Source organism: Pseudomonas sp. H3_E07, assembly GCF_054668895.1.
Genome location: NZ_CP162795.1, coordinates 2352766 through 2373955, shown reverse-complemented (window position 1 = coordinate 2373955; position 21190 = coordinate 2352766). Strand labels below are relative to the sequence as shown.

The 21190-nt window shown below is 61.3% G+C and carries 19 protein-coding genes and 2 pseudogenes; 9 read left to right on the top strand and 12 right to left on the bottom strand.

Going from position 1 to position 21190, the window contains the following annotated elements; genetic code table 11:
• Window positions 1-142: 142 nt before the first annotated feature.
• The 9 genes and pseudogenes from AB4O08_RS10780 (at window position 143) to AB4O08_RS10740 (ending at window position 11001) form a co-directional block, all read left to right on the top strand.
• Window positions 143-1072 carry an alpha/beta hydrolase gene (locus AB4O08_RS10780; protein WP_460114857.1) on the top strand — a complete coding sequence of 310 codons (930 nt, stop codon included), beginning with the start codon at window positions 143-145 and terminating at the stop codon, window positions 1070-1072.
• A 103-nt stretch (window positions 1073-1175) separates the two neighbouring features.
• Window positions 1176-2147 carry a prolyl aminopeptidase gene (gene pip, locus AB4O08_RS10775; protein ID WP_010213829.1) on the top strand — a complete coding sequence of 324 codons (972 nt, stop codon included), beginning with the start codon at window positions 1176-1178 and terminating at the stop codon, window positions 2145-2147.
• Window positions 2144-2581: a D-aminoacyl-tRNA deacylase gene (gene dtd / locus AB4O08_RS10770; protein WP_016979155.1), complete on the top strand. Its 438-nt coding sequence runs from the start codon at window positions 2144-2146 to the stop codon at window positions 2579-2581. Before pip ends, dtd begins: the two co-directional genes overlap by 4 nt.
• A gap of 266 nt (window positions 2582-2847) precedes the next feature.
• The gene (locus AB4O08_RS10765) at window positions 2848-4584 is read left to right on the top strand and encodes a glucan biosynthesis protein G (RefSeq protein ID WP_042571398.1); all 1737 of its coding nucleotides are present in this window, start codon (window positions 2848-2850) and stop codon (window positions 4582-4584) included.
• Window positions 4577-7149, top strand: a pseudogene (mdoH, locus tag AB4O08_RS10760) (glucans biosynthesis glucosyltransferase MdoH); the annotation flags it as partial. The gene AB4O08_RS10765 and the pseudogene mdoH, both read left to right, overlap by 8 nt.
• 185 nt (window positions 7150-7334) lie before the next feature.
• Window positions 7335-8135 (top strand): transporter substrate-binding domain-containing protein, encoded by an 801-nt coding sequence (locus tag AB4O08_RS10755; protein WP_042571346.1) that lies wholly within the window; start codon window positions 7335-7337, stop codon window positions 8133-8135.
• A 219-nt stretch (window positions 8136-8354) separates the two neighbouring features.
• A complete protein-coding gene (locus AB4O08_RS10750) occupies window positions 8355-9152 on the top strand; it encodes a transporter substrate-binding domain-containing protein (RefSeq protein WP_021492173.1) in 798 nt (265 codons plus the stop codon).
• A gap of 162 nt (window positions 9153-9314) precedes the next feature.
• A complete protein-coding gene (locus tag AB4O08_RS10745; protein ID WP_460114856.1) occupies window positions 9315-10274 on the top strand; it encodes an amino acid ABC transporter permease in 960 nt (319 codons plus the stop codon).
• A complete protein-coding gene (locus AB4O08_RS10740; protein WP_010213814.1) occupies window positions 10267-11001 on the top strand; it encodes an amino acid ABC transporter ATP-binding protein in 735 nt (244 codons plus the stop codon). Before AB4O08_RS10745 ends, AB4O08_RS10740 begins: the two co-directional genes overlap by 8 nt.
• 16 nt (window positions 11002-11017) lie before the next feature.
• Here AB4O08_RS10740 and AB4O08_RS10735 read toward each other — a convergent pair whose 3' ends face one another.
• The 12 genes and pseudogenes from AB4O08_RS10735 to ubiE all read right to left on the bottom strand — a co-directional run bounded on the left by AB4O08_RS10735 (window position 11018) and on the right by ubiE (window position 21085).
• The gene (locus tag AB4O08_RS10735) at window positions 11018-12925 is read right to left on the bottom strand and encodes a methyl-accepting chemotaxis protein (protein WP_029529262.1); all 1908 of its coding nucleotides are present in this window, start codon (window positions 12923-12925) and stop codon (window positions 11018-11020) included.
• A 182-nt stretch (window positions 12926-13107) separates the two neighbouring features.
• A complete protein-coding gene (locus AB4O08_RS10730; protein ID WP_420865026.1) occupies window positions 13108-13812 on the bottom strand; it encodes a methyl-accepting chemotaxis protein in 705 nt (234 codons plus the stop codon).
• Between the two features lie 201 nt (window positions 13813-14013).
• Window positions 14014-14928 (bottom strand): annotated as a pseudogene (locus AB4O08_RS10725) (methyl-accepting chemotaxis protein); the annotation flags it as partial.
• Window positions 14929-15111: 183 nt separating this feature from the next.
• Entirely contained in the window at window positions 15112-15819 is a 708-nt protein-coding gene (locus AB4O08_RS10720) for a 16S rRNA (uracil(1498)-N(3))-methyltransferase (RefSeq protein ID WP_460114855.1), read from the bottom strand.
• Window positions 15816-16604 carry a twin-arginine translocase subunit TatC gene (gene tatC / locus AB4O08_RS10715; protein WP_010213805.1) on the bottom strand — a complete coding sequence of 263 codons (789 nt, stop codon included), beginning with the start codon at window positions 16602-16604 and terminating at the stop codon, window positions 15816-15818. Before tatC ends, AB4O08_RS10720 begins: the two co-directional genes overlap by 4 nt.
• Window positions 16601-17005 carry a Sec-independent protein translocase protein TatB gene (gene tatB / locus AB4O08_RS10710; protein WP_010213803.1) on the bottom strand — a complete coding sequence of 135 codons (405 nt, stop codon included), beginning with the start codon at window positions 17003-17005 and terminating at the stop codon, window positions 16601-16603. The genes tatC and tatB overlap by 4 nt, the downstream gene beginning before the upstream one ends.
• A gap of 10 nt (window positions 17006-17015) precedes the next feature.
• A complete protein-coding gene (locus AB4O08_RS10705; RefSeq protein ID WP_003171180.1) occupies window positions 17016-17294 on the bottom strand; it encodes a twin-arginine translocase TatA/TatE family subunit in 279 nt (92 codons plus the stop codon).
• Window positions 17295-17320: 26 nt separating this feature from the next.
• Window positions 17321-17653: a phosphoribosyl-ATP diphosphatase gene (locus AB4O08_RS10700; protein ID WP_003209299.1), complete on the bottom strand. Its 333-nt coding sequence runs from the start codon at window positions 17651-17653 to the stop codon at window positions 17321-17323.
• 3 nt (window positions 17654-17656) lie between these two features.
• Window positions 17657-18049: a phosphoribosyl-AMP cyclohydrolase gene (hisI, locus tag AB4O08_RS10695; RefSeq protein ID WP_010213799.1), complete on the bottom strand. Its 393-nt coding sequence runs from the start codon at window positions 18047-18049 to the stop codon at window positions 17657-17659.
• Window positions 18050-18090: 41 nt separating this feature from the next.
• Window positions 18091-19695, bottom strand: a complete 1605-nt coding sequence (ubiB, locus tag AB4O08_RS10690) for a ubiquinone biosynthesis regulatory protein kinase UbiB (protein WP_010213796.1) — start codon at window positions 19693-19695, stop codon at window positions 18091-18093.
• On the bottom strand, window positions 19692-20315 hold the full coding sequence (locus tag AB4O08_RS10685) for a ubiquinone biosynthesis accessory factor UbiJ (RefSeq protein WP_042571350.1): 624 nt from the start codon (window positions 20313-20315) through the stop codon (window positions 19692-19694). Before AB4O08_RS10685 ends, ubiB begins: the two co-directional genes overlap by 4 nt.
• Window positions 20315-21085 carry a bifunctional demethylmenaquinone methyltransferase/2-methoxy-6-polyprenyl-1,4-benzoquinol methylase UbiE gene (gene ubiE, locus AB4O08_RS10680; protein WP_003171186.1) on the bottom strand — a complete coding sequence of 257 codons (771 nt, stop codon included), beginning with the start codon at window positions 21083-21085 and terminating at the stop codon, window positions 20315-20317. The genes AB4O08_RS10685 and ubiE overlap by 1 nt, the downstream gene beginning before the upstream one ends.
• Window positions 21086-21190 lie beyond the last annotated feature (105 nt).

The following is a 21190-nucleotide window of genomic DNA, read 5'->3' as shown; positions in this document are numbered from 1 at the left end:
CAGACCAGGCAGCACCGAACAAGTGTGGGAGCTAGGCTTGCCCGCGATAGCGGTGTATCAGGCAATGAATGCTTGGCAGGTACACCGCTATCGCAGGCAAGCCAGCTCCCACATTGATCTCCAGCGTCAGGGATATTCGAGCATGTATCCGATTTCTCCAGAGTTGGCCGCTTTCGTTGCCAAAACTGCGTCCTTCACTGGCGACGACTCGTCGCTCGCCAGGTTGCGCCAGGCCTACAACCACATGTGCCGGGCCTTCACCTCGCCCACGCCTGAGGGTTTGGCGGTCACAGACTTTTCCCTCGCAGGCAGAGGCGTGCGCAGTTACCTGCCGACCATGCTCGGTCCTGCTGATGGTTGGCCGTGCCTTCTTTATATACACGGCGGCGGCTGGGTGGTGGGCGGGCTGGATTCCCACGACTTCATCTGCGTCGAACTCGCCAGCGCTCTGCAAGTGCTGGTGATCGCCATCGACTACCGCCTGGCGCCGGAGCACCCTTTCCCTGCCGCTTACGAAGATTGTCGTGCCGTGTGGCGGGCGATCCAGGCGGGGCAGGGGCCGCATGCGATCAACCGGCAACGTCTGGTGGTGATGGGCGACAGCGCTGGCGGCAATCTGGCTGCGGCCTTGTGCCTGGGCCTGCGCGACGACGGCGAGCCGCAACCTCGGGCCCAAGTACTGATTTACCCAGGCCTGGGCGGCCCGGCGGATTTGCCCTCGCGCCGCGATTGCAGGGACGCGCCCCTGCTCAGCAGCGCCGACACCGACAGCTACCTGGCGCTGTACCTGCAGGGCAGTGGCAAACCGTCGCCCTACGCCATGCCGCTGCTGGCCGCAGACTTCAGCGGTTTGCCCAAGGCGTTCATCGCCGTGGCCCAGTTCGACCCCTTGCGCGACGACGGCATTTTGTACGCCGAGCGCCTGCAAGCGGCGGGTGTGACCGCCGTGCTGTATCCCGGCAAAGGCCTGGTGCATGGCTGCCTGCGCGCGCGGCGGCAGGTGCCGGAAGTGGACCGGCTCTACGATTACCTGCTGGATTACCTGGGCAGCGAAGGGCTGACACAGGTCTAAGCGCTCTAGGACATGCTCATTGCACAATTCGGGTTTATAGTGCCAGACGGCAAAATAAAAGACGTCCCCCCAGGGATGAACCCGACCCCCTACGGAGCGCGCAATGCAGACTTGGTACCCGCAGATCAAACCCCACGCCCGGCACGATCTGGCCGTCGATGACACCCACACGCTGTACGTCGATGAAAGTGGCTCCCCCGAAGGCTTGCCCGTCGTATTCATCCATGGTGGTCCTGGTGCTGGTTGTGATGCCCAGAGCCGCTGCTATTTCGACCCGAACCTGTACCGCATTGTCACCTTCGACCAGCGTGGCTGCGGCCGCTCCACCCCGCGCGCCAGCCTGGAAAACAACACCACCTGGGACCTGGTCGCTGACCTTGAGCGCATCCGCGAGCACCTGGGCATCGACAAATGGGTGCTGTTCGGTGGTTCCTGGGGTTCGACGCTGGCCCTGGCCTACGCGCAAACCCACCCGGAGCGCGTTCACGGCCTGATCGTGCGCGGTATTTTCCTGGCACGTCCGCAGGACATTCATTGGTTCTACCAGGAAGGGGCCAGCCGCCTGTTCCCGGATTACTGGCAGGACTACATCGCGCCGATCCCGCCGGAAGAGCGCCATGACATGATCGCGGCCTACCACAAGCGCCTCACCGGCAACGACCAGATTGCCCAGATGCACGCGGCCAAGGCCTGGTCCGGCTGGGAAGGGCGCATGCTCGGCCTGTGCCCGAGCCCGCAGCATGTGGAGCGGTTTTCCGAGCCGCAACGTGCCTTGTCCATCGCGCGAATCGAGTGCCACTACTTCACCAACAACTCCTTCCTGGAGCCCAACCAGCTGATCCGCGATATGCACAAGATCGCCCATCTGCCTGGCGTAATCATCCACGGGCGCTACGATATGATCTGCCCATTGGATAACGCTTGGGAGTTGCACCAGGCGTGGCCCAACAGTGAGCTGCAGGTGATTCGCGAGGCCGGCCATGCCGCCTCCGAACCCGGCATCACGGATGCCTTGGTGCGTGCGACCAGCCAGATGGCACGTCGTTTGCTCGACTTGCCGCCTGAAGAAGCATGAAGGGCCTGTTGCAACGGGTGCGAGGCGCCCGGGTCGAGGTGGCGGGCGAAATCGTCGGCGCCATCGACCAGGGTTTGCTGGTCCTGGTGGCCGTTGAGCCTGCGGATACGCCGGAGAGTGCCGATAAGCTGTTACACAAGCTGTTGAACTATCGGGTGTTCAGCGACGACGAAGGCAAGATGAACCTGTCGTTGAAGGATATCGACGGGGGGTTGCTGCTGGTGTCGCAGTTCACGCTGGCGGCGGATACCAAGAGCGGGTTGCGGCCAAGCTTCTCCACCGCGGCCCCGCCAGCCTTGGGAGCGGCGCTTTTTGATCACTTGCTGTTACAAGCGCAACAATTGCATGGCAAGGTGGCGTCAGGGCGTTTTGGCGCCGATATGCAGGTGCATTTGGTCAATGATGGCCCTGTGACCTTTCTCTTGCAGACGTGAATGTATTAAAAACGACTTTTAATGCCTAAAAACGCAGGATTTCGCTACAAATACTTCGTTATCCCTGATGCGTTGTTTCGCGGGCTACTAGATAATCGCGCGCTACGGGGATCAGCGTTGTTTGGTCCATTTTGACTTAGGTAGAGACTTGTCCGACAACCACTGGGGAATCATTTTGCCCCACGGGAGTCGGAACAATGCTCGCCAACCTGGCATATAGATAGCTGGCCGTTGGTTTTTTGATCTGTTTTCGGCGAGGGTTGCTCGTGATTGTTAGTCCCTGTAATGCACCAAAATTGTCTGCCAAACGGTTACGAAACGCACTGGTGACGGGCTCCGCCCTGTTTTGCCTGTTCGGCGCGGGTCAACTGTGGGCATTCAGTCTGGATGATGTGTCGGCCAAGGCAAAAGAGCTGGCCGGGCAGAAATACGAAGCTCCGCGCAGCAATCTGCCGAACGAATTCCGCGAAATGAAGTTCGCGGACTACCAGAAGATTCGTTTCCGCAACGAAAAAGCCGAGTGGGCCGATCAGAACACCCCGTTCAAGCTGTCCTTCTATCACCAGGGTATGCACTTTGATACACCGGTGAAAATCAACGAAGTCACCGCCGACAGCGTTCAGGAAATCAAATACGACCCGACGCGCTTCGATTTCGGCGACGTGAAGTTTGATCCCAAAGCCACCGAACAGCTGGGTTATGCCGGCTTCCGTGTGCTGTACCCGATCAACAAGGCCGACAAGCAAGACGAAATCATGACCATGCTGGGCGCGAGCTATTTCCGCGTGGTCGGCAAGGGCCAGGCGTATGGCCTGTCCGCCCGCGGCATGGCGATCGACACGGCATTGCCGTCCGGCGAAGAATTCCCGCGTTTCACCGAGTTCTGGATCGAGCGTCCAAAGCCGGGTGAGAAACAACTGGTGATCTTTGCCCTGCTGGACTCTCCACGGGCTACGGGTGCTTATCGCCTGATCCTGCGTCCGGGCACCGACACCATTGTCGACGTGAAATCCCAGATGTTCCTGCGCGACAAAGTCACCAAACTGGGCGTTGCCCCGTTGACCAGCATGTACCTGTTCGGCGCGAACCAGCCTTCCAAAGTGCTGAACTACCGCCGTGAACTGCACGACTCCAGCGGTCTGTCGATCCATGCCGGCAACGGCGAGTGGATCTGGCGCCCCCTGAACAACCCTAAACACCTGTCGGTCAGCAACTTCACCGTAGAGAACCCGAAAGGTTTCGGCCTGCTGCAACGCGGTCGCGACTTCAGCCACTACGAAGACCTGGACGACAACTACGACAAGCGCCCAAGCGCCTGGATCGAGCCTGAGGGCGACTGGGGCAAAGGCACCGTCAACCTGGTGGAAATCCCGACCGCCGATGAAACCAACGACAACATCGTTGCGTTCTGGAGCCCGGCAGAGCTGCCTGAAATCGGCAAGCCACTGGACGTTTCCTATCGCCTGCACTGGACCATGGACGAAAAGGCCCTGCACCCGAGCGACAGCGCCTGGGTCAAGCAGACCCTGCGCTCCACCGGTGACGTGAAGCAATCCAACCTGATCCGTCAGCCGGATGGCAGCGTGGCCTACCTGGTGGACTTCGAGGGCCCGTCCCTCAAGGCTTTGCCGTCGGATGCCGCGGTGCGTAGCCAAGTCAGTGTCAGCGACAACGCCGAACTGGTTGAAAACAGCGTGCGCTACAACGAGCACACCAAAGGCTGGCGCCTGACCCTGCGCATGAAGATCAAGGACGCAGGCAAGCCGACCGAAATGCGCGCAGCGCTGGTGCAGGACGTTCCGCCACCTGCCCCTGAGCAGGACTCGAGCCACGTGCTCAAGGCCGACAAGGTCCTGGCCAAGCAGCACGAAAAACAGGCCAAGAAAGACGCGAAAGACAAGGAAGCCAAGCAGCCAGAAGCTGCCCCAGCCACACCGGAGCCGATCAAGACCGAACAAGTCCTGACCGAAACCTGGAGCTATCAGTTGCCTGCCGATGAGTAACTCTCAAGTCCAGCCAGAAACTCTGCAGGAGTATCTGGCGCATCTACCGATGACCGCTGAGCAGCGCGCCGAACTGGCGGGCTGCACATCCTTCACCGAGTTGCACGAACGCTTGTCGTCGTCGACCTTTGACGCGCTTGGCGATGCCGCACAGGCGTCGGTCGGCACGCGGTTGACCCTGAGCACGGCCGAAGAGCTGCAAGACGCCGAAATGCTGGCGCTCGACGCCGCTGGTCGCGTGTGCCTGAAGGCCACGCCGCCGATCCGTCGTACCCGCGTGGTCCCGGAGCCATGGCGCACCAATATCCTGGTGCGCGGCTGGCGTCGTATCACCGGGCGCAGCAACCCGCCTGCTCCGCCAAAGGATGAGCGTGTATTGCCGGCTGCGCGCTGGCGTACCGTCGGCTCCATCCGCCGCTACATCCTGCTGGTGCTGATGATCGGCCAGACCCTGGTCGCCGGTTGGTACATGAAAGGCATCATGCCGTACCAGGGCTGGTCGCTGGTGGACTTCGACGAAATCCGCAACCAGACCCTGCTGCAAACCGCTACCCAGGTACTGCCATACGCCCTGCAAACCAGCATCCTGATCATGTTCGGGATCTTGTTCTGCTGGGTGTCGGCCGGTTTCTGGACTGCGCTGATGGGCTTTCTGGAGTTGCTGACTGGCCACGATAAATACCGCATCTCCGGTAAAAGTGCCGGTGACGAGCCGATTCCCAAGGACGCCCGTACCGCGCTGGTGATGCCGATCTGCAACGAAGACGTGCCTCGGGTATTTGCCGGTTTGCGCGCGACGTTTGAGTCGGTGGCCGCCACCGGTGACCTGGATCGCTTCGACTTCTTCGTGCTCAGCGACAGTAATGACGCCGACATCTGCATCGCCGAGCAGCAAGCCTGGCTCGACGTGTGCCGTGAAGCCGGTGGTTTCGGCAAGATCTTCTATCGCCGTCGTCGCCGTCGCGTAAAGCGCAAGAGCGGAAACCTCGACGACTTCTGCCGTCGTTGGGGCGGTGACTACAAGTACATGGTCGTGCTCGACGCGGACAGCGTGATGAGCGGCGAATGCCTGACCAGCCTGGTACGCCTGATGGAAGCCACGCCGGACGCGGGGATTATCCAGACTGCGCCGCGTGCGTCGGGTATGGACACGCTGTATGCGCGCATGCAGCAGTTCGCTACCCGTGTGTACGGCCCGCTGTTCACCGCCGGCTTGCACTTCTGGCAGCTGGGTGAATCCCACTACTGGGGTCACAACGCGATCATCCGCATGAAACCGTTTATCGAGCACTGCGCCCTGGCGCCGTTGCCGGGCAAAGGCGCGTTCGCCGGTTCCATTCTGTCCCACGACTTCGTTGAAGCTGCGCTGATGCGTCGTGCTGGCTGGGGCGTGTGGATTGCCTACGACCTGCCAGGCAGCTACGAAGAACTGCCACCGAACCTGCTGGATGAGCTCAAGCGTGACCGTCGCTGGTGCCACGGCAACCTGATGAACTTCCGCCTGTTCCTCGTCAAGGGCATGCACCCGGTGCACCGTGCGGTGTTCCTGACCGGCGTGATGTCCTACCTGTCGGCGCCGTTGTGGTTCCTGTTCCTGGTGCTGTCCACGGCGCTGCTGGCGGTAAACACGCTGATGGAGCCGCAGTACTTCATGGCACCACGCCAGTTGTACCCGCTGTGGCCGCAATGGCACCCGGACAAGGCGGTGGCGCTGTTCTCCACGACTATCGTGCTGCTGTTCCTGCCGAAACTGCTGAGCATCATCCTGATCTGGGCCAAGGGCGCGAAAGAGTTCGGTGGCAAGTTCAAGGTGACCTTGTCGATGCTGCTGGAGATGTTGTTCTCCATGCTGCTGGCGCCGGTGCGGATGATTTTCCACACTCGCTTCGTACTTGCCGCGTTTCTCGGCTGGGCTGCGACCTGGAACTCGCCGCAGCGTGACGACGACTCCACCCCATGGAGCGAAGCGGTCAAGCGCCACGGTCCGCAAACCCTGCTGGGCTTCCTGTGGGCGCTGCTGGTGGTGTGGTTGAACCCGAGTTTCCTGTGGTGGTTGGTACCGATCGTGGGTTCGCTGATGCTGTCGATCCCGGTGTCGGTGATCTCCAGCCGTGTCGGTTTGGGCCTCAAGTCCCGTGACGAGAGCCTGTTCCTGATCCCTGAGGAATACAATCCGCCGCAAGCGCTGTTGTCCACCGACAAGTACACCCACGAAAACCGTTGGCACGCGCTGAACGACGGCTTCGTGCGTTCGGTGGTCGACCCGCAGCAGAACGCCCTGGCCTGTGCCCTGGCAACCTCGCGTCATGCCCAGGCCGAGCCGATCGAGTACCTGCGTGCCGAGCGTGTGCGTCACGCGTTGAAAGTCGGCCCTGCCGGCCTCAACAACGCTGAACGCCTGGCCTTGCTCAGTGACCCGGTGGCCCTTGCCCGCCTGCACGAGCAGGTCTGGAGCGAAGGCCATGCCGAGTGGCTCGCCGCCTGGCGGGATTCGATCAAGGCTGACCCGCACGCGCCGTTGCTGCCGTTGCAACCGCTGTTGTCCCAGGCCCAGCCGGCCTGATTCAGACGCCCCCGAGGGCTCACCTCGGGGGCGTTTTAAGCGCTGTTCCTACAGCGTCTTCCACTTCTTCCCCTTCTGCGCCAACCCCTTGTTTTTTCGAAACAAAAGACCCTCGTTTGAGGCGTATTGCCGTGCCCGTCGCTGAGTTAGCATCGCCCCCGTATTTGACTCGCCACAGGGATAATCCATGAGCAAAAGCTATTGTTCGGCGCTGTTGCTAAGTGCTGTCGCGTTGATTCACATGGGGTTGGCGCAGGCAGGCGCGATTGATGACGCCGTTCGACGCGGCGTGCTGAAAGTCGGCACAACGCCCACCTATGTGCCCTTTGAAATGACCGATAAACAGGGCCGTATCGTCGGTTTTGAAATCGACCTGCTTAACGTGATGAGCCAGGCTCTGGGGGTAGAGCTTGAAATGGTCTCGATGCCTTATACCGAGCTGGTGACGGGGTTGCAGGCGAAGAGTTTCGACCTGATCGGCAGCGGCATGACCGTCACTCAGGAGCGCAACCTCAAGCTGAATTTCAGCGACTCGTTCATTGTGGTCGGCCAGTCCGTGTTGTTGCATCCACGCCTTGCGGGCAAGGTCGCCAGTGTCGAGGACCTGGACGACGCCAGCTACCAGATCGCCACCACCGAAGGCACTACCGGCGAGGCGGCGGCGCGACGGTTTCTTGGGGCGGCCCGAATCAGCAGTTTTTCAACACCGGAGGAAGGGGTACGCCAAGTGGTGCAGGGCAAGGCGGATGCTTTTATTCATGACGCGCCCTACAACCTGATCGCCCTGAGTCGCCCGGAAAACGCCACGCTGCTGGCACTTGAGCAGCCGTTCACGTTCGAGCCGCTGGCGTTTGGCGTGAAAAAAGGTGATGTCGACAGCCTTAACTGGATCAATCATTTCCTCAACCAGATTGCCCAGGATGGGACCTACGATCGTCTGCATGACAAGTGGTTCAACGACACTGCCTGGCTGGCAGAGATCGAGTGAAAGTCATAACTGCTTACACATCAAGTCGTTGCCTCAATCGCTCACGCGCGTGTCTACGCCTGCTCTTTGCTGCCCTGTTGTGGGGCCTTTCCGACATACGCCGATAACAAATAGCCGTGAAACCTTTGTGACAGCAGGGGAGTGGGTTAGGATCGCACCCCGAAATGGTGCAGCCCTTTCGCGCGCCGACCTTATAAGAATCGTTCAGGGGACTTGATGATGAAAAAGTATCTTTCGATGCTGCTGCTTGGCGTCACCGCGCTGGTCGCGGTCAATGCGGCCCAGGCCGGCGCCATCGACGATGCGGTCAAGCGCGGTACGCTGAAAGTCGGCATGGACCCGACCTACATGCCGTTCCAGATGACCAACAAGCGTGGCGAAATCATCGGTTTCGAAGTGGACATCCTCAAGGCCATGGCCAAGTCCATGGGCGTCAAGTTCGAGCCGATCTCCACCGGCTACGACGGTATCATCCCGGCCCTGCTGACCGACAAGTTCGACATGATCGGCAGCGGCATGACGCTGACCCAGGAACGCAACCTGCGCCTGAACTTCAGCGAACCCTTCATCGTGGTCGGCCAGACCCTGCTGATCCGCAAGGAGTTGGAAGGCACCATCAAGTCCTATAAAGACCTGAATGACGAGAAATACCGCCTGACCTCAAAGCTCGGCACTACCGGTGAGATGGTGGCCAAGAAGCTGATCTCCAAGGCCAAATACCATGGCTACGACAACGAGCAGGAAGGCGTGCTGGACGTAGTCAACGGCAAGGCCGACGCCTTTGTGTATGACGCACCGTACAACGTAGTGGCGGAGAAAAAGGTCGGTAATGGCAAGCTGGTGTACCTCGAAGAACCCTTCACCTTCGAACCCCTGGCATTCGGCCTGAAGAAAGGGGACTACGACAGCATCAACTTCATCAACAACTTCCTGCACCAGATCCGCAACGACGGCACCTACGATCGCATCCATGACAAGTGGTTCAAGAGCTCCGAGTGGCTCAAGGACATGGAATAAGGCTTAAGACCGAGTCGCGCCCTTCGCGAGCAAGTCGAACGTCGCCCCCACATTTGACCGAGTTCCAACATGAGAATGCGATCGAATGAGGGAGCGGCGGTTCGACGGTTCGACTTGCTCGCGAAGGCAGCCTCACAGGCGACACACACCCTGGAACCAGAAATGAAACAGAAAAAAGCCCAATGGCCCTGGCACCTGCTGACCGTGGTCGTGCTGGTCGGCCTGGCTGGCGCCCTGTACTACGCCACCTCGCTGATGTCCTACGAGTGGCGCTGGAACCGCGTGCCGCAATACTTCGCCTATCAGGCCGAAGTGTCCCAGCGCGCCGAGGACATCTCCACCGTCGTTGAGTTGGTGCGCAAAGGCGACGTCGCCGAAGTGACCCTGCGCAACGACGCGGGCGCCGAGCAAAAGCTGACCGTTGCCGACAACAGCCTGCAAGTCGCGCGTGGCGACGACGTTGCCGAAGGCGATGTGGTGGGCGTGACCCGCCATTGGGCATTGGGCCCGCTGATGTGGGGGTTGTGGACCACGCTGTGGCTGTCGGTGGTGTCCGGCATCTTTGGGTTGATCATCGGCCTGGCAACCGGCCTGTGCCGTTTGTCCAGCAACCCGACCCTGCGGGATCTGTCGACGATCTACGTCGAACTGGTGCGTGGTACGCCACTATTGGTGCAGATCTTCATTTTCTATTTCTTTATCGGCACGGTGCTCAACCTGTCCCGCGAATTCGCCGGGATCGCCGCGCTGTCGTTGTTCACCGGCGCGTATGTGGCGGAAATCGTCCGCGCCGGCGTGCAGTCCATTACCCGTGGCCAGAACGAAGCCGCGCGGTCCTTGGGCCTGAGCGCCAGCCAGTCGATGCGTCATGTGGTGTTGCCGCAAGCGTTCAAGCGCGTGCTGCCGCCGTTGGCCGGGCAATTTATAAGCCTGGTGAAGGACACATCACTGGTCTCGGTGATTGCCATTACCGAACTGCTCAAGAGCGGCCGCGAAGTGATCACCACCTCGTTTTCGCCGTTTGAAATCCTGTTCTGCGTCGCAGGCCTGTACCTGCTGATCAACCTGCCGCTGTCGAAAATGGCCAGCCGGCTAGAGCGGAGGCTCGCGCAAAGTGATTGAAGTCCGCGATCTGGTAAAAGTCTTCGACACCCGTGGCCATGTGGTCCGCGCGGTCGACAACGTGACCACCCAGGTGGCCAAGGGCGAAGTGCTGGTGGTGATCGGCCCGTCCGGCTCCGGCAAGTCCACCTTCCTGCGTTGCCTCAACGGCCTGGAAGAATTCGACTCGGGCTCGGTGAGCATCGACGGCCTGCAACTGGCTGACCCGAAGACCGATGTGAACGCCTATCGCCGCGAAGTCGGCATGGTGTTCCAGCACTTCAACCTGTTCCCGCATATGACCGTGCTGGAAAACCTGTGCCTGGCGCAGAAGGTCGTACGCAAGCGCAGCAAGAAGGAGAGTGAGGCCAAGGCCCTGGCCTTGCTGGAAAAGGTCGGGATTGCGCAGAAGGCCAACGAATTTCCATCACGCTTGTCCGGCGGCCAGCAGCAGCGGGTCGCGATTGCCCGGGCCTTGGCGATGGACCCCAAGGTCATGCTGTTCGACGAGCCCACCTCGGCGCTGGACCCGGAGATGGTCGGCGAAGTGCTGGATGTGATGAAGACCTTGGCCCTGGAAGGCATGACCATGGTCTGCGTCACCCACGAAATGGGCTTTGCCCGTGAAGTGGCAGACCGGGTGCTGTTCTTCGATCACGGCAAATTGCTGGAAGATGCGGCCCCGGCCGAGTTCTTCGATGCGCCGAAGGACCCCCGGGCCCAGGCGTTTCTGCGTCAAGTTCTGTAGGACTTGGTCAGGGCGGTCAGACCTTGAACTGCCCCACGCACTGCTGCAAATCCGTTCCCAGTCGCGCCAGTTCGATGCTCGCCGCTGCCGTCTGTTCGCTGGCGGCGGCGGTTTGCTCCGAGGCATCGCGAACTTTCAATACACTGCGATTGATCTCTTCGGCGACCGCGCTTTGCTCTTCGGCGGCTGCCGCAATCTGTGGGTTCATTTCCTGGATGACCAGGACTGTACGGGCGATTTCGCTCAGGGCGTCCCCGGCATTGCGTGCCAGGCCGACGCTGTTGTCGGTCAGCGTGCGGCTGTAGTCCAGGATATCGGCGACTTGCTGCGTGCCACTGTGCAAGCCACCAATCAACTCTTCGATTTCCTCGGCGGACTGCTGGGTCCTTTGAGCGAGGCTGCGTACCTCATCGGCGACTACCGCAAACCCTTGGCCAGCCTCGCCGGCCCGTGCGGCTTCTATCGCGGCGTTGAGCGCCAGCAGATTGGTCTGCTGCGACACGGACTTGATCACATCCAGCACGCTGCCGATCTTCTGGCTCTCCCGTTGCAACGCCAGCATGGCCTGGCTTGAGCGTGCCATCTCATGGGCGAGGTGCTCAATTTGCGCCACGACATCCGTCACGACCTGATCGCCCAGGTCAGTCTGGTGATTGGCCTGGCCGGCGGCAATCGAAGCCTGCTCGGCATGGCGCGCAACTTCCTGGGCGGTGGCCAGCATCTGATTCATGGCGGCTGCCACCTGCTCGGTTTCCTCTCGCTGATTACTCACCCCCGCACGGGTTTGTTCGGTGATGGTGGAAAGCTCCTCGGCAGCGCTGGCGATTTGCTGCGCGTTATCGCTGATATTGCCAATCAGCCCGCGCAGGTTCAGCGTCATCTGAGTCATGCTGTGTTGCAGCTGGCCCAACTCATCCTTGCGACGGGTCTGCACTTCGTGGCTCAGATCGCCTTCGGCAATGCGATTGGCCACTGACAGGGCTTTGCGCAGCGGTGTCACTATTTGTCCGGCAATCACCCAGGCGGCCAGGACGCCCAAAAGCAATGCGGCAGCGGTCACGCCGAGGGTTTGGGTGCGGGCTTGCTCGGCTTCGTGGTCGCGTCGCTGGGTCTGATCCTGGCTCAACAAGTCACTCTGCCCGAGTAACTGATCCAACTGCTGCTCCAACTGGTTTTGCGATTTTTCGGTCGTAAGCTGGGCTTCCTTGAGGCGTGTCAGGCGGGTGCGGATCTCGAGTACGGCATTTTTCAGTGCGGTGCTATCGACCGGCAGCTTCGCGACGGCCGCCTGGGCGAGTTCGAGGTTGCGCTCTGCGTCGTTCACGGCCTGGGCATAAGCATCCAGGGAACTGGCAGCCCAGGCGGGGCTTTGGGCTCGATCTTCCGCCTGCTCTATGGCCTGGCGCAGGTTTTCGACGGCGTCGAGGGCTTTTTCGTCTTCTTGATCAGGCAAGTCACTGGCCAGTTGCGCCAGCACGTCGCCGGTCCGCGTGGAGCTTTGTTTCAATTCTTCGCGGGTGTTTTCGCGTGTTTTAACCAGCGAAGGCACGTCCTTGAGTGTGGTGTTGAACGTTGCGCCAATACGCGCCATCTCTTGCAGATACTCAATGGGTTTTGGCGCTATCAGTCGGTTGGAAAGCGCCTTAAGGTGCCCATCGATTTTCTCCATGCTCGCGCTCAACCTATTGAGGCTATTGGCATCGTCAAGGGTGCGGTAGAGGATTCTGTCAGCGCGCAATTCCTCACCTGCCACCGCCAGTTGCGCGAGCACGGTCAGCGTTTGCGAACGGTAGAGGGAGGCCGCCAGGGCTTGCCAGCCTGTTACGGCAATGATGAGGCTCAGGGCCAGTACCAGGGAAAAGCCCAAGGCCAGTTTGAGGGTGACACTGGCGTCACCCAACAGGTGAGTCATTCGACGAAGCATGATCAACCTCCGACAAGTGAGTAGCGGGCGTTATCGTCGTGTCGGGCACCGCAGGTGCGCGCACACATTGACGTGACTTGAACGCTAGCTCTCTTGGCGGTCGGGTGAGCCTGATAAACGTGTAGGAAATTTCACAGACTGAAGGCGGCGACCCTTGGCAGGTCGCCACGCGGTGAGGTGCGTCAGACCCTGAAGCGGCCGACCAGTGCTTGCAAATGGGTGCCCAGGCGCGCCAGTTCGGTACTCGACGCTGCGGTCTCTTCACTGGCCGCAGCCGTCTGCTCCGACACATCGCGCACATTCAGCACGCTGCGGTTGATCTCCTCGGCCACCGCGCTTTGCTGTTCGGCAGCGGTGGCGATCTGCGAGTTCATCGCCTGGATGGTCGAGACTGTCCGAGTGATGCTCGCCAGGGCACTGCCGGCACGGCGGGTCAGTTCGACGCTGCTGTCGGTCAGGCCGCGGCTGTTGTCCATGATGGTCGCCACTTGCTGAGTGCCGCTTTGCAGGCCGACGATCAGTTCTTCGATCTCTTCGGTGGACTTCTGAGTGCGTTGGGCCAGGCTGCGCACCTCGTCCGCTACCACAGCGAAGCCCCGACCGGCTTCCCCGGCACGCGCGGCTTCAATCGCAGCGTTGAGGGCCAGCAGGTTGGTTTGCTGGGCCACGGACTTGATCACGTCGAGCACGCTGCCGATCTTGTCGCTTTCGCGCTTCAGGTCGCCCATGGCAACCGTGGAGTTGCCCACTTCGGTGGCCAGGCGCTCGATCTGGGCGATGGCTTCGCCGACCACCTTGTCGCCTTCACGGGCCTGCTGGTCAGCCGCTACGGCCGCTTCGGAGGCTTCCTCGGCGTTACGCGCGACTTCTTGCACGGTAGCGGCCATTTCATTCATGGCGGTGGCCACCTGGTCCGTTTCGACCTTCTGGCTGTTGACCCCGGCGCTGGTCTGTTCGGTCACGGCCGACAGTTGCTCGGCGGCGCTGGCGATCTGGGTGACGCCGTCGCTGATGCCGCCGATCAGTTCGCGCAAACCGACGGTCATGCTTTGCATGGCACGTTGCAGCTGGCCCAGCTCATCCTGGCGCATGGAGGTGAGGTTGTGGCTCAGGTCGCCCGATGCCACGCGCTGGGCAACCTGGAGGGTCTGGTTCAGCGGAATCACGATCTGGCGCGTGATCGCCCAGGCGGCCACCAGACCAAAGATCAGCGCCAGTACGGTAGCCAGCAGCAAGAGTTGTTTGGCGTGCGCGGCGTCGGCGTCGCGCACCACGGTTTGCGAGAGGGTGAGTTTGTCGCTGTGGCCCAACAGCGTGTCACCCTGGGCACTCATGATCTTCAACGCAGCGGCGGCGGCGGTCTGAGAGTCACGGTACTGGCTGACCGCCGCGCGGTAGGCTTGCAGCGAGGTGCTGGCCTCCTCCAGGTTGGCCTGGTACTGCGCGGGCAGTTGGCCCTGCAGTTCGGTGATCTTTTTCACCGCGTTATCAATGGCGTCGAGGGCCGGTTGTTCAGCTTCGACCTTGGCGCTGTAGGTGTAGCCGCGCACCTGGAAGCGCGCCTGCTGGATCAGTTTGCTCAGGTCGACCACGCTGTTGAACTGCGTGACGCTGTCGCCTTGCAGCAGGCTTTTTTCGACCTCGCTGACCTTCGCTACGGCGTTGTCGGCGGTATCGCCCAGTTTACTGCGGGCACCTTCACGCTTGAGCCCGGCCTGAACCATGGTGGCAAAGGCCTTTTTATACTGGCTCAGGGCGTCCTGTTGCTGTTCGACAAGGGCCTTGTCGTCGGGTTGTTCGATCAGGTCTGCGGCGGTTTTCAGACCACTGTCCAGCTTGGCGATCAGGTTGTTGACCGCGTCGGTGCCTTGTTCGCCGCGCCGCATTTCGAAGTCCAGGCGCGCCAGGCGCAAGTCCTTGGTCAGCCCGTTGAGGCTGGAGATATGGCCCAGCTTGTCACCGCGACTGGTGACATCGCCCAGGCCGGTCCAGCCAGTGAACATGATCAATAATGTCAGCAGTAACACCAGGCCGAAGCCCACGCCGAGTTTGGTCTTGACGCTGATATTCCCCAGCTTTTCGGCTAACCAACGATGCATGCTGCGAACTCCCCTGGAACAAGGCTTGGACTTATTCAAAGGGTATCGGCGGTGACAGACTTTTCTGTAGGAGGGCGGCGAGTGAGATTAGAAGAGACGGGCGAGCAGGGCGGTGACGGCGGTTTCGACGCGCAGGATGCGCGCGCCCAACTGCACGGGCTGCAAGCCAGCTTGGGTGAGCAGGTCCACTTCGTAGGGAATCCAGCCACCTTCCGGGCCGATCGCCAGGGTCACCGGCTCGTCCAGTCCGCGTGGGCAGGCCGGGTAATCACCGGGATGGCCAATCAGCCCCAGGCTGCCTGCGGCCATGGCCGGCAGGCGGTCTTCGACGAAGGGCTTGAAGCGTTTTTCGATGATGATCTCGGGCAATACCGTGTCCCGCGCCTGTTCAAGGCCGAGGATCAATTGCTCGCGAATCGCCTCAGGTTCCAGGAATGGGGTTTGCCAGAAGCTCTTTTCGACCCGGTAGCTGTTGACCAGCACCACCTTGGGCACGCCCATCGCCGCCACGGTCTGCAATACCCGACGCAGCATCTTTGGGCGGGGAAGGGCCAGCAGCAGGGTCAGCGGCAGCTTGGCCGCTGGTGGTTGGTCGACGCTCACTTGCAGCTCGGCTTCGGTGGCTTCCAGGCGCAGCAGTTGCGCATTGCCCATCAGCCCGCCGATGCGGCCGACGCGCAGGCTGTCGCCGACGACGGCGCGATGGACTTCCTGCATGTGCACCAGGCGCCGATCACGCAGTACCACGCGGTCGGCCGCGATGAAGTCGGCCTCTTCCAGTAGCAGCAGGTTCACGGCTGGGTCGCTGGCGGCTGGTCGTCGTCGGGCTGATCATCCGGGTGTTCGCCGCGCTTGCTGATCAAGCCGCTGAACAGGATGCCGATCTCGAACAGCATCCACATCGGTACGGCCAGCAAGGTCTGGGAGAAGATGTCCGGCGGCGTGAGGATCATGCCGACCACGAAGCAGCCGATGATCACGTACGGGCGGATTTTCTTCAGGTACGCCACGTTGACCACGCCGATCCACACCAGCAGTACCACGGCCACCGGAATTTCGAAGGCCACGCCAAAAGCGAAGAACAGCGTCATCACGAAGTCGAGGTAGCTGGTGATGTCCGTCATCATTTCCACGCCGGCCGGGGTGGCGGCGGCGAAGAATTTGAAGATCAGCGGGAACACCAGGAAGTAGGCGAACGCCATGCCGGTGTAGAACAGCAGGATGCTCGACACCAGCAACGGCACGGCGATGCGCTTCTCATGCTTGTACAGGCCCGGTGCGATAAAGCCCCAGATCTGGTGCAGGATCACCGGGATCGCCAGGAACAGCGACACCATCATGGTCAGCTTCAACGGCGTGAGGAACGGCGACGACACATCGGTGGCGATCATCGTCGCACCGGCCGGCAGGTACTGGCGCAGTGGTGTGGAGACGAAGGTGTAGATCTGCTGGGTAAAGGCGAACAACCCGGCAAAGATGATGAAGATGGCCGCTACGCAACGCAGCAGGCGGGTACGCAGCTCGGTGAGGTGCGAGACCAGCGGCATATGCTGGTCGTTTTCCGGTTTATCAGCGCTCATGGGGCTCGCGGCGGCAATGTAGGGTCATGGGGCGCGGGCGACGCGGTGGGCGTCGGCGCAGGCTCGGTTGGCGCGGTCGGTGCCACGGGTGCGGCCTCAACCGCAGGCGCGATGCTGTTTTCGACAGCGGGCTCCGCCGGTTTGGCGGGCTCATGCACGGGCGACAGAATCTTCCGGGCTTCCTGTTCCAACGACAGAATATGCTCGTTGTGCAGTTGCCGACGGATCTCGTCGGCGCCGATTTCCCGTTCAACTTCCTGTTTGATGGCGTTGAAACTGCGTTTCAGGCGCCCGATCCACAGGCCGGCCGTGCGTGCTGCACCGGGCAGGCGTTCCGGCCCCAGTACCAGCAGGGCCACGAGGCCGACGAGCAGCAGTTCAGAGAAGCTGATACCAAACATTAGTCAGTGCTCACGAGTCTTTGCGGGTCGGCTCTTCGACTTTCTCAGCCTGTACGTCGAAGGTACGACGCTCGGTGATCGGCTGAGTGGCCTGCGGGTGCACAGGCTGCGCCGGGGGGACCGGGTTGGCGGCGGGATCGGCCGGCTTTTCGTCGTCGTTCATGGCTTTGCGAAAGCCCTTGATCGACTCGCCCACGTCGGTGCCCAGGTTCTTCAGTTTCTTGGTGCCGAACACCAGTACCACCACCACCAGGATGACGATCCAGTGTTTCCAGTCAAAAATGCCCATGCTGCAAATCCTCTAGTCTTGGTTATTCAGGCGGACGGGCGCGAGGCCTTCTCGGCATGCCCGGACAAGCCGAAGCGACGGTCCAGTTCATCCAGCACTGCCTGCGGATGCTGCCCCAGTTGGGCGAGCATGACCAGGCTATGGAACCATAGGTCGGCGGTTTCGTAGATGACATCGCTGCAGTCGCCGCTGATTTGCGCGTCCTTGGCGGCGATGATGGTTTCGACGGATTCTTCGCCGAGTTTTTCCAGAATCTTGTTCAAGCCCTTGTGGTACAGGCTGGCGACGTAGGAGCTGTCGGCATCCGCGCCTTTGCGGTCTTCCAGCACCTGGGCCACGCGGTTCAGGGTATCGCTCATGTCTTAGTGTCCTGCCGAGTAAATGGCGTCGGGGTCTTTGAGCACCGGCTCGACGGTCTTCCATTCGCCATTTTCGAAAACGCGATAGAAGCAGCTGTGGCGGCCGGTGTGGCAGGCGATGTCGCCAATCTGCTCGACCATGAGGATCACCACGTCGGCGTCGCAGTCGATGCGCATCTCGTGCAGGGTCTGCACGTGCCCGGACTCTTCGCCCTTGCGCCACAGTTTGCCACGCGAGCGTGACCAGTAGATGGCACGCTGCTCAGCGGCGGTGAGGCTCAAGGCCTCACGGTTCATCCAGGCCATCATCAGCACGCGCCCGGTCTTGTAGTCCTGGGCAATGGCCGGCACCAGGCCGTCACTGTCCCACTTGATCTCGTCCAGCCAGTCTTTCATGTTCGGCTCCGGCAATTTGCGACAGTGTATAACCGGATTGGCTATCGACGCACGATCAGATAAATACCCACGGCGACCATGATGCCAGCCGGCCAGTGGCCCAGTTGGTTCAGCGGGCCACCGATGGCCAGCATCACCCCACCGACCAGGTGAGCAGCGCCCAGCAGGCGCAGGAACCAGTCGTCCTTGCGCTTCTTCCAAGGCGGCGCCGGATCCTTGGCGTGGGGCTGGGACATGCGCTCCAGCAGGTCGCGGGTCATGTTGGCCAGGTGCGGCAGTTGTTCCATCTGGCTGTGCAGGTTGCCCAGCACGGTTTTCGGGCTCATGCGCTCGCGCATCCAGCGTTCCAGGAACGGCTGGGCGGTGTTCCACAGGTCGAGGTCCGGGTACAGCTGGCGGCCCAGGCCTTCGATGTTCAGCAGGGTTTTTTGCAGCAATACCAACTGTGGCTGCACTTCCATGTTGAAGCGCCGCGCGGTCTGGAACAGGCGCATCAGCACCTGGCCGAAGGAAATATCTTTTAATGGTTTTTCGAAGATCGGCTCGCACACGGTGCGGATCGCCGCTTCGAATTCGTTGAGCTTGGTTTCCGCCGGCACCCAGCCCGAATCGATGTGCAACTGCGCCACACGCCGGTAGTCGCGTTTGAAGAAGGCGAACAGGTTGCGGGCCAGGTAGTCCTGGTCTTCCGGGGTCAGGCTGCCGACGATGCCGCAGTCGATCGCGATGTACTGCGGGCTCCACGGGTTCACGGTGCTGACAAAGATGTTGCCGGGGTGCATGTCGGCGTGGAAGAAGCTGTCGCGGAACACTTGGGTGAAGAAGATCTCCACGCCGCGCTCGGCGAGCATCTTCATGTCGGTGCGCTGGTCGGCCAGGGTCGCGAGGTCGGTGACCTGCACGCCGTAGATGCGCTCCATCACCAGCACTTTAGGGCGGCACCAGTCCCAATACACTTGTGGCACGTACAGCAGTGGCGAGCCTTCGAAGTTGCGCTTGAGCTGGCTGGCGTTGGCGGCTTCGCGCAGCAGGTCGAGTTCGTCGTAGATGGTTTTTTCGTAGTCGGCGACCACGTCCACCGGGTGCAGCAGGCGTGCATCGGCCGAGAAACGCTCGGCGGCACGGGCGAGGATGAACAGCCATGCCAGATCCTGGCCGATGATCGGCTTGAGGCCAGGGCGGATTACCTTCACCACCACTTCTTCGCCGGTCTTGAGCTGTGCCGCGTGCACTTGGGCCACGGAGGCCGAGGCGAGGGGCTCGACGTCGAAGCGGCTGAAGACTTCGCTGATCTTCTTGCCCAGTTGCTCTTCGATCAACGCCATTGACTGTTGGGAGTCGAACGGCGGCACGCGGTCCTGCAGCAGCATCAACTCGTCGGCGATGTCCTCGGGCAGCAAGTCGCGGCGGGTCGAGAGGATCTGCCCGAACTTGATGAAGATCGGCCCCAGGTCCTGCAGTGCCAGGCGCAGGCGTGCGCCACGGCTCAGTGCCAGTTGTTTGCGCGGGAACCAGCGCCACGGCAGCACATAGCGCACCGCCAGCAGGAACCACGGCAAAGGCAGGGCGAACAGCAGGTCATCGAGGCGGTAGCGGATTACGACGCGCTGGATACGAAACAAACGGCGGACGGCGAGCAGCTTCATGCGTTATCGCTTGGATCAAGGGAACGGCTTAGGCGCTCGAAGCGCGCCTCAAGGCGTTCCAGGTCGATTTTGGCCTTGTCGAGTTCACGAAAGCGCGCTTGCGCTTCCCGTTCTCCGACCAGGGTGCGCGATTCTTCGCTCAGGTATTCGGCGAGGTTCTGGTTAAGGCTGGCGAACCCTTGCTGGTACCAGCGCGAGCGGCTGCGCAGGTGCCCGCTGATCAACTGGGTGGCCACTGGACCGATCCAGCGCGACAGCTCGTATTCCCAGTCCAGTTCCAGGTCCTGCAGCACGGCGGCCAGGTCCATCAGCACCGAACTGTCGCCTTCCAGCTCCACCTCGGCGCTGTGCAGGATGGCCGTCTTATTGCGGCTCAGGGCCAGGTGCAGCAGGCTCGATGCCGGCGCACGCAGGGTACAGTCGGCTTCTGCGGCCCATTGGCTCGCGAGCATCAGGCCTTCATCGCTGGGCAGGATAAACAGCTGCAAGGCGGGGCTGCGGCAGTCGACGGCAATGACTTTGCCGCTGAGGTGCGCAAGCCGCGCCAGGGCGGTACTGTCCAGGCGCAGCACACGGTTGAGGCCGTGTTCAACGCTGGCGAGAAGGCCGGCGAACAGCATCAGGGCTTGATGCCGCGATGCAGGGCGACGATGCCCGAGGTCATGTTGTGGTAGGTCACGCGGTCGAAACCGGCTTCTACCATCATTGACTTCAGGGTTTCCTGATCGGGGTGCATGCGGATCGATTCGGCCAGGTAGCGATAGCTTTCGGCGTCATTGGTGATCAGCTTGCCCATCAATGGCATGAAGGCGAAGGAGTAGGTGTCATAGACCTTGGACATCAGCGCGTTGGTCGGCTTGGAGAACTCCAGCACCAACAGGCGGCCGCCCGGCTTGAGGACGCGCAGCATCGAGCGGATCGCGTCTTCCTTGTGGGTCACGTTGCGCAGGCCGAAGGCGATGGTCACGCAGTCGAAATGGTTGTCGGGGAACGGCAACTTTTCAGCGTCGGCCTGGACGAACTCGATATTGCCCGCCACGCCCTTGTCGAGCAGGCGGTCACGGCCGACCTTGAGCATCGAACCGTTGATGTCCGCCAAGACCACCTGGCCGGTCGGGCCAACGAGCTTGGAGAACTTGGCCGCCAGGTCGCCCGTGCCACCGGCGATGTCCAGTACGCGGTTGCCGGTGCGAACACCCGACAGCTCGATGGTGAACCGCTTCCACAGGCGGTGCATGCCACCGGAGAGCACGTCGTTCATCAGGTCATACTTGGCCGCTACGGAATGGAACACCTCAGCGACTTTTTCCGCTTTCTGGCTTTCCGGGACGTTCTTGAAGCCGAAGTGAGTGGTGGGTTCGGCATCGCTGCCTTTGCGCTGATCAGTCATATCGCTGTCACCAAAAGAGAATGCGGGACATGATAATCCCCAAGGCCTACTTTGTCTTGGCAAGGCTGCAGGTAAGATGGGTGGTCACCGAGACCTTTTGCCGCA